We start from the raw sequence: 7,115 nt of genomic DNA, 5'->3' as shown, positions 1-7,115 counted from the left end.
CGCGTGTCGCCTGCCCGGCGGTCCCCGTCGGCCGAGCCGCAGTCGGCGGCCGTAACGTCTGTAACCGGCGGTCCCGACGGCTGGGCAGCGGTCGGGTTCGCGACGTGCGGCGTTCCGCAGAGTGTCCTGATCAGATCGAGTGCCGCCTCTCCCCTGCTGGTCGAGTAGCCGGCCGCAGGGCGGCGTATCGAGACCCGCATCCTCCGAGGTCGGCCGTCCAGCGGCGGGACCGACGAGGCGCCTACAGGGCGTTGATCGGGACGCTGCCGGTGCCGGGGGCGGCAGGCTCGCGCGGGCCGGTGTGCACGGTGCCGCGCGCGCGGTCGAGGGCGAGACTGCCGATCGCGAGCAGGATGCCTGCGATGGTGAGCACGACGCGACCCAGATCGGCGAGAGGTAGCCGAAGCCGGCCGCGATGGCGACTCCGCCCAGTGCGGCGCCGACCGAGTTGCCGATGTTCAGCGCCGAGTGGTTCAGGGCCGCGGCGATCGTCTGGCTGTCGCGGGCGACGTCCATCAGCCGCGTCTGGATCGCGGGCGAGGCGCCCGCCGAGAAGCCCGCGGCGAGGAACCCGAAGACGAGCAGGCCGACCGCCGTGGTGGCCGTCAGCGCCAGCCCGATGAGCGAGACGGCCACTCCGACGAACAACACGATCAGAGCGCGCGTCACGTTCCGATCGGCCGCCCAGCCGCCGACGAGATTGCCGACGGTCATGCCGAGTCCGATCACGACGAGCACCCACGGCACCGCGCCGAGCGGGAGTCCGGTGATCTCGGTCGAGAGCGGAGTGATGTAGCTGTACATCGCGAAGAGCCCGCCGAAGCCGATCGCGCCGATCGCGAGCGTCCACCAGACCTGCAGTCGCCCGAAGGCCTTGAGCTCGTTGCGCATCGTCGCGCGGGGATCGCCCGGCTGGTGCGGCACGAGCAGGTGAACGGCCACGACCGTGGCGGCGAAGATCGCGGCGACGACGAGGTAGGCGGTGCGCCAGCCGGCGTTCTGCCCGATCCATGTGATCGCCGGCACCCCCACGACGTTCGCGATGGTGAGGCCCGAGAGGACGAAGGCGACGCCCTTCCCCCGGCTGCCGGGGCCCATCAGATCGGCGGCGACGAGCGACGCGATGCCGAAGTAGGCGCCGTGGGGCAGCGCGGCGACGAAGCGGGCGACGAGGACGAGCTCGAACGTGGGCAGGAGGGCCGACGCGACGGTGCCGACCGTGAAGGCGATCAGCAGGCCCAGGAGCAGGCGCTTGCGCGGCCAGCGGGCGGCCGCCGCGGCGATCGTGGGGGCGCCGACGACCACTCCGAGGGCGTACGCCGAGATGAGCATGCCGGCCTGCGAGTTGGCCAGCTCGGTGTCCGCCGCCCAGACGCCGGGGAGCAGGTCGGCGCGAGCTGCGGGAGCAGGCCCATCGCGACGAACTCGGTCGAGCCGATGCCGAAACCGCCCATCGCGAGGGCGAGCAGGGCGAGGCGGGTCCGTCCGGGCGAGAGAGTCACCGGACCAGGGTACGCGGATTCCGGAGCGGGTCGAAACGATTCGAGCGGGAGAGCCCTCCCGCGCCCCTCACTCGCCGAGCGCGCGGTCGAGCCGTTCGATCTTGGCGTCGATCTCGCCCGAGTACCCGGGACGGATGTCGGCCTTCAGGACGAGCGACACGCGGGAGCCGTGCGCACCGACCGCCTCCGTCGCCCGCTTGATCACGTCGAACACCTCGTCCCACTCGCCCTCGATCTCGGTGAACATCGAGGTCGTCCGGTTGGGCAGTCCGGAGTCGCGGACGATGCGGACCGCGGCGGCGACCGCATCGTGGACGGAGGCGTCGGGGCCTTCGCCACCGGAGGGAGCGACCGAGAACGCGACGAGCATGGGGACCTCCTGCTGCGCGGCCGCGGATCGGCCGCTCGTCCCCGAGCCTACGAGCCGAGCGGCCTCAGCGCGCGACGGCCGCCCGGCGAGCGACGCCGTCCGTCATCGCGCCCTCGGCGACGCGCGCGCCCGAGCGCCACAGCTCGCGGACGACCCAGCCCAGCAGGACCAGCAGGAGGACGTTTCGCACGGTGAGCACGAGCACCATCCACCACTGCGAGTAGAGGAGGAAGAGGTACAGGTACGGGTAGACGAGCTGGGTGAGCGCGGCGATCGCGAGCGTCAGCCGGGCACCCGTCCTGAACGCGTCGACGCCGACGACGAGACCCGCGATGACGGGCGGGGCGAGCCAGACGACGTACTGCGGCGAGAGCACCTTGTTGACGTCGATGAACACGACGACGAAGGCGAGCGCGAGCAGCGGGAACAGGCGCTCGGCCGGGGCGCCCGCCCGCAGCGCACGCAGCCCGAGCAGGGCGACGGCCAGCATGCTCACGGCGAGCAGCGGCGTCATCAGATCGGCGGCGGTGCCGGTCAACGGTCCGTGCATCTCGAAGGTGTTGATGTCGGCCGCGTACCAGACGTAGCTCCCCGAACCGGGGACGACCGAGAGCCACATCCACGGAGTGCTCACCACCGCCTCGATCTGCAGTCCACGCGTCGTCTGGTCGGAGACGAAGCTGAAGACGTGCTCCCCTCCTCCCACGACGACCACCCCGGCGACGATCACCGCGGACACCGCGGCGGGCACGAGGATCCGGCGCACCCGACCGCGCAGCACGAGGACGGCCGCCGCGAGGATCGCCGCCGGCCAGACCTTCACCCAGGTGGCGGCCGTGAGCAGCAGGGCGGAGACTCCGGGCCGGGTGGCGGCCCACAGCATCCCGGCGATCGCGGGAGGCGCCGTGAACGCGTCGATCCGTCCGACCGCGATCGGGCCCAGGAGCACGAGGAAGAGGAGCCACCAGCGGGCGGCGACCAGCCGCGCGGGCCGTCGGCCGTGGACGAGAACGGCGAAGGCCGCCGCATCGGCCAGCGCCACCAGCACGAGCCACACCAGGTCGTACCCGGCGGCGCCGAACAGCCAGGACGCCGCGATCGGCGCCCAGGCGAGGATCGGATAGACCCAGCCGGTGTCGACTCCGGCGATGCCTCCGCCCTCGACGGCCGTCTGCATCCACTGCTTGTAGACGATGCTGACGTCTCCCATCGGCAGGCCCGGAGCGAAGAGCGCCAGCACCGAGAGGACGACGTGCACGAGTGCGAAGCCGCCCCAGAGCACCGTGGCGGAGTCGCGGTTCTCGCGCAGCCAGGCGGTCGGACGGGCGGTCGCGCGGGGTCCTGGGGTCGTCACGGCGTCATCATAGAGCGGGCGTCGGACGCCATCCTGGCAGGTGCGGCCCGGGGGCCGATCCTCAGTACCCGGCGAACGCGTCGGTGCGGATGCGCTTCGCGCCGGCGCCGCGCAGGGCACCCCGGACGGAGTCCACGAACACCGGCGAGCCCGAGACGAAGCCGATGCGGCGCGGGGCGTCGGGCACCAGAGCCGCGAAGGACTCGGCGGTGAGACGTCCCGACGCGTGGGTCCAGCCCTCCGGCAGCACGTCCGGAGCGGTCGGCGCGACCAGCACGACCCGTGCGCCGGACTCGCGGAGCAGCTCGCGGTAGGCGACGTCCTCGATCCGCGGCGCCGCGTAGACGACCACGACGTCGCGGGCCGGACCGGCGGCGAGAGCGCGGAGCTGCGCGGCGAACGGGGTGATCCCGATGCCGCCGGCGACCAGGAGGATCGGGACGGCCGGATCGGCCGGAAGCACGAAGTCGCCTCCGACGCCCGTGGCGCGGACCACGCGCCCGGCTCGAGCGCCGCGAGCGCGCGCTTGAAGCTGCTCGCCTTCTCGGGAACCCGCATCGCGATCGCCAGCTCGTCGTCGCCGGGGGCGGAGGCGATCGAGAAGGTGCGACGGCTCCCCCGCGCGTCGGAGCGGTGCGGCAGATCCAGCTCGAGCCACTGCCCGGCCTCGAAGTGCAGCGGAGTGCGCGAGCGGAACCGGTACTCCGTGACGCCCGGCGCGATCGTCTCGGCCGAGCGCAGCTCGAGCGGCAGCCGCCGGCGCTGGCGGTACGCGAAGGCGAAGGCGAGCGCGTTGCCGACGACCAGTCCGAGCTCGGGGCTCGAGTAGAAGATCCCGAGGTGGAACGGGACGCTCGTGATCAGCGCAGCGACGACGGCGACGACGAGCTGCTGCGAGCGGCGTGGAGCGAGCGTCAACGGCTCCGTGAGCATGAAGGCCGCGGCGAAGACGAACGGGTAGGCCGTGAGGATGGAGAGCGCCGCCGCGCCCGGCTCCTGTCCGCCGAGGACCGACTGCGTGATCGAGACGGCACCGGCGACCAGCACGAACACGAGGAAGATCTCCCAGCGCCGCACCCGCGCCACGATCACGAGCGCCGCCACGAGCACCCAGGGCCAGAGCGCGCCCGTCGGCAGCACCCAGGCCGCCGCGGTGAGCGAGCCGTCCAGCGGAGTGCCCTCGAGCAGTCCCGCCGCGAGCGCGACGAGGAGGACGGCCACCGCGGCCGGATTGAAGAGGTGGCGCCCGCGCCAGGCGAGGACGTACTTCGAGGCCGCGGCGATCGCGCCCACCAGCGCGACGACCAGCAGCGCCCGCGGCTCCGCGGTCGGGAAGAGCAGGAACGCGATGAGGAGGCCGGTGACCAGCGAGGACTCGCGGTGCGCCGGCGAGCGCACCGCGCGGGCGATCAGCCAGGTCGCGCCCGTCGTCGAGACCACGGCGACCACCGCGGTCGCGGCGATCTCGAGCGGCGTGAAGAAGATCAGCCCGGCCGCGGAGTAGGCGAGCGCGACGAGCAGGAGGGCGGCGAGCGTCTTCCAGACCAGGCGGTACATGGTGATGCGCCCGAGGGTGCGATCGAGGGTGCCGATCATCGGAAGACCTCTCCGGGGAAGCGGGGCGAGTGATGGAGGGTGCCGTCGCTGAAGACGCGGACGAACTCGAAGTCGAAGCGCTCGGCGAGCGTCTCGGGCGGGGCGACGAAGAGCGCCGTGGCGAGGCCGTCGGCGAGCAGGGCGGAGTCGGCGACGGCCCAGGTGGCGACGACGGTGTCGACCGGTCGGCCGGTGCGACCGTCGAGCACGTGGTGCAGGCCGTCCCCCCAGGCGCGGCGGTTGCTGGCGGAGGCGCAGAGGGCCCGCTCGCCCGGGACGGCGACGCCGATCGCGCGAGCCGGGTCGTACGGGTGCTCGAGCGCGACGCGGAACGGACCGGCTGCTCGGGCGCGGAGGTCGCCCCCGGCGTCGACGACCGAGTGCTCGACGCCGGCGGAGTCGAGCACGGCCAGGACGAGGTCCACGAGGTGGCCCTTGCCCGCCGCTCCGACGTCGAGAACGACGGGAGCCGGGGTCTCGAGGCGGCGTCCGCCGAGCGCGCGGGCGGCGGGCCAGGACGGCGCAGCGACGGCGGGCCCGCGGGCCACGAGCGTGTAGTCGGCGTCGTAGCCCAGCTGCTCGAGGGCGTCGCCCACGAAGGGGGTCACCGCCCCCTCCGTCAGCTCGTGCAGGTCGTCGTAGAGGGCGAAGAGCTCCTCCGCCTCCTCGGGGAAGACGTGCTCCCCCGGGTCGGTGCGCAGACGCGCCGCCTCGGAGTCGGCGCGGAACCGCGACCAGGTGCGGTCGTACCGGTCGACGACCGCGTCGACGCGGGCGCGCACACCCGCGTCGAGCGCGTCGCCGGAGTCGATCCGCCAGACGGTGCCGATCGCGTCGAACCGCCAGACGTGCTCGAGCACGTGCCGGTCGTCAGGCCGCGGCATCGGCCTTGATCGTCTCCACGGCGTCGTTGAAGCCGCCGGAGGTGAGCGAGGAGCCCGAGACGACACTCACGTCGAGCTCGTCGAGCGGCACGCCCACGACCTCGCCGGCGATGCCGCCCGCGAAGCGCTCCTGGTACTGCTCGCCGGTGGGGTTCTCGGACTGCGGGGTGACGGTGACGGCCGTGACGACGCCGCCCTCGAGCGTCAGCTCGACTCCGACGGTCTCGTTGCCGCCGGGCGAGGTGTAGGCGCCCTCGGCGTCGTAGGTGCCGTCGGCGTAGGCGCTGTCGCCCGCCGCCACGTCGCCGGTCGCGGCCTCGGTCGACGCGGTGGTGGGCTCGGCCGCGGCCGAGCTCGAGCCGGTCGTCTCCTCGGCGGAGTCGGTGCCGGCGGTGGCCGTGCTGGAGCAGGCGGCGAGGGCGGCGAGGGTGCCCGCTCCGGCCAGGAGGGTGAGGGCGTAGCGGACGGGAGTCGTGGTCTTCGCGGTCATGTCTGTTCTCCTGAGTGGGGGGCGGACGCGGCTGTCGGTCCCGACCGTAGGGGCGGGACTTGTGGGGTTCCGATGAGGCGGCCGTGGGGCTGCGGTGACGCAGCCGCGATGCGCGCTTCTCCCGGGACAACGACGGGGCGCCGGGATCGGTTCAGACGTCCGGCTCATTGCCCGGCTGTCCTTCTCGCGGGACGACCCGGCGGATCACTCCAGGAGGCTCGCGACGACGCGCGGGAGGTGCTCGGCGATGTCGAGGGCCGCGATCGGCCCTCCTCCGGACGCCCTGGCACCGGCCTGCGCGTGCAGGACGGCGGCGGCCGCCGCCGTGGAGGCGAGCTCGAGATCGCTGAGCGCCGTCCCTCTCGCCTCGGCGTCGGCCGAGCGCCCCGCGAGCAGGGCTCCCAGGACTCCGCCGAGGACGTCGCCGCTGCCGGCCGTCGCGAGCCACGGAGTCGACCCGCCGACCTCGAGCGCGACGTCGCCCGCGACCACGCGCGTCGTGGCGCCCTTCAGCAGCACGCAGACCTCGAACCGCTCGGCGGCGCGGCGCGCCCATCCCGCCGCGTCGGCGGCGATCGCCGCAGCGTCGACCTCGACTCCGGCCCGCTGGAGCATTCCGGCGAGCTCGCGGAAGTGGGGGGTGACGATGACCGGTCCGGCGACCTCGTCGACCAGGTCGAGCGCTCCGGCGTCGAGGACGACGGGCACCCCCGAGTGCAGCTGGTCGAGCAGCACGCGCCGCTCCCGATCGGACCGGTCCTCGGCGCTGGTCCCCGACCCGACCAGCCACGCCTGCACGCGCCCGACCGAGGTGACCACCTCGGGCCGCCGCGCGAGCACGAGCCCGGAGGGCCGCTCCGCCCCCAGGTACCGCACCATCCCGACCCCCGTCCGGACGGCCGCCTCCACCCCGAGCACC

Annotated in this window: 8 protein-coding genes and 1 pseudogene; 2 read left to right on the top strand and 7 right to left on the bottom strand. The window is 73.8% G+C overall.

The features are described 5' to 3' along the window. Positions 1–241: 241 nt before the first annotated feature. The 4 genes and pseudogenes from B0T42_RS18395 to B0T42_RS22860 form a co-directional block, all read right to left on the bottom strand. Positions 242–1,454 (bottom strand): annotated as a pseudogene (locus B0T42_RS18395) (MFS transporter). A gap of 115 nt (positions 1,455–1,569) precedes the next feature. Beyond that, a complete protein-coding gene (locus B0T42_RS18390) occupies positions 1,570–1,872 on the bottom strand; it encodes a thiamine-binding protein (protein WP_056866754.1) in 303 nt (100 codons plus the stop codon). Between the two features lie 64 nt (positions 1,873–1,936). Continuing rightward, positions 1,937–3,226, bottom strand: coding sequence for a glycosyltransferase 87 family protein (locus B0T42_RS22865; RefSeq protein WP_077224429.1), 1,290 nt, complete (start codon positions 3,224–3,226; stop codon positions 1,937–1,939). Positions 3,227–3,287: 61 nt separating this feature from the next. Beyond that, a complete protein-coding gene (locus B0T42_RS22860) occupies positions 3,288–3,689 on the bottom strand; it encodes a ferredoxin--NADP reductase (protein ID WP_446737397.1) in 402 nt (133 codons plus the stop codon). A gap of 63 nt (positions 3,690–3,752) precedes the next feature. Between B0T42_RS22860 and B0T42_RS22855 the strand changes: the two genes are divergently transcribed. Continuing rightward, positions 3,753–4,055, top strand: a complete 303-nt coding sequence (locus B0T42_RS22855) for a hypothetical protein (protein ID WP_158078186.1) — start codon at positions 3,753–3,755, stop codon at positions 4,053–4,055. Between the two features lie 189 nt (positions 4,056–4,244). Further along, positions 4,245–4,730, top strand: coding sequence for a hypothetical protein (locus tag B0T42_RS22850; protein WP_158078185.1), 486 nt, complete (start codon positions 4,245–4,247; stop codon positions 4,728–4,730). An 88-nt stretch (positions 4,731–4,818) separates the two neighbouring features. On the opposite strand, the gene B0T42_RS18375 is transcribed toward B0T42_RS22850, so the two are convergent. From B0T42_RS18375 to B0T42_RS18365, 3 genes are all read right to left on the bottom strand, one after another. Next, positions 4,819–5,706, bottom strand: a complete 888-nt coding sequence (locus B0T42_RS18375; RefSeq protein ID WP_077224427.1) for an FAD:protein FMN transferase — start codon at positions 5,704–5,706, stop codon at positions 4,819–4,821. Beyond that, on the bottom strand, positions 5,693–6,196 hold the full coding sequence (locus B0T42_RS18370) for an FMN-binding protein (protein ID WP_077224426.1): 504 nt from the start codon (positions 6,194–6,196) through the stop codon (positions 5,693–5,695). Before B0T42_RS18370 ends, B0T42_RS18375 begins: the two co-directional genes overlap by 14 nt. 204 nt (positions 6,197–6,400) lie before the next feature. Further along, positions 6,401–7,114, bottom strand: coding sequence for an ADP-dependent NAD(P)H-hydrate dehydratase (locus B0T42_RS18365; protein WP_236720409.1), 714 nt, complete (start codon positions 7,112–7,114; stop codon positions 6,401–6,403). Between the last annotated feature and the right edge of the window lies 1 nt (position 7,115).

Origin of the sequence: Rathayibacter rhapontici (assembly GCF_001995175.1) — a bacterium.
GTDB lineage: Bacteria > Actinomycetota > Actinomycetes > Actinomycetales > Microbacteriaceae > Rathayibacter.
The sequence above is the reverse complement of the archived record's forward strand: the minus strand, read 5'-3'. Positions and strand labels throughout refer to the sequence as shown.